General features: G+C 63.4%; 1 protein-coding gene. It reads left to right on the top strand.

Annotation, left to right across the window (positions count from 1 at the left end; translation table 11 throughout):
- A partial coding sequence (locus tag C8J30_RS18255; RefSeq protein ID WP_110807491.1) for an IS110 family RNA-guided transposase occupies positions 1-852 on the top strand: 852 nt, incomplete at its 5' end.
- Positions 853-1,179 lie beyond the last annotated feature (327 nt).

Here is a 1,179-nt window from a genome sequence, read left to right as displayed (position 1 = left end):
CAGTGGTTGCATCGCGGGTTGTCCGAAGCTGGACAGCCTGTCGTTCTCATGGAAACCCGGCAGGTGAAAGGCGCGCTGAAGGCGATGCCGATCAAAACGGACCGTCGGGATGCCGAAGGTATCGCGCGGCTGTTGCACCTCGGCTGGTTCCGACCGGTTTATTGCAAATCAGTGTCTGCACAAGAAGTTCGTGCCGTGCTAGGCGCCAGAAAAGCCGTGCAACAAGGGTTCATTACCCTGGAAATGTCCCTGCGTGGGCTCTTACGGAACTTCGGCCTCAAGGTCGGCGCCATATCGCGAGGCCGTTTCGAACAGCGCATCCGCGAGCTGGCGGCAGGCAATCCGATGTTGGAAGCGGCCACCGAACCCATGCTTCGCGCGCGCTCGGCGCTGCGGCGAGAGCTGGCGGGCCTTGAGCGTCATGTCCGTCAACTATCCCAAGAGGATCCGGTCTGCCGTCGACTGATGTCGATGCCCGGGATCGGCGCTGTCGTGGCGCTGACCTATCGATCCGCTATCGATGACCCCGCCCGTTTCGCGTCCTCGAAGAAGGTCGGGCCTTGGGTCGGCCTGACGCCTTCGCGCAACCAGTCGGGCGAGCGCGACGTCTCGGGCGGGATCACCAAGGCGGGCGACGTCAACCTTCGACGCGCGCTCTGTCAGGCTGCCACCGTCATGATGCATCGCGGGCGTGCGAGCTGGTTGCGAACCTGGGCCGCGAAACTTGCGCGCCGTCGTGGACCCAAGCGGGCGATGGTTGCGCTGGCGCGGCGCATTGCCGTGATCCTGCACCGGATGTGGAAGGATGACGCCGACTTCCGCCTCGATATTCCGGTGCTTCATGCCGACTAAAGCTACAGGTTCCAGACTGCTGCCCGCCTGATCGCGGGCCTTCGAGGTCCCCACGGGACGCGGTTCCGGTGATGCCGTGCTCAGGACTGATGCCGATTGCATCGAGCACGCCAATGAGATGGGCACACCGGAATTGCATTGAACCAGCATCATGTTGGCGGCCATCGCGCTGACCACGGACCGAAGCATGCACCCGGGTCGATCTCAGGCGGAGGCCGCCGAACAGAGAAGCAGAGCACTTGCTCAAAGAACAAGACCGCGCCGCGGCGGCCCAGATCGCATGCGCAAAACCGCTTGACTGGGACGACCCCGTTACCGAAGTCCTGA

Source organism: Rhodobacter viridis (assembly GCF_003217355.1).
In the GTDB taxonomy this organism is placed as follows: Bacteria; Pseudomonadota; Alphaproteobacteria; order Rhodobacterales; family Rhodobacteraceae; genus Rhodobacter; species Rhodobacter viridis.
The sequence above is the reverse complement of the archived record's forward strand: the minus strand, read 5'-3'. Positions and strand labels throughout refer to the sequence as shown.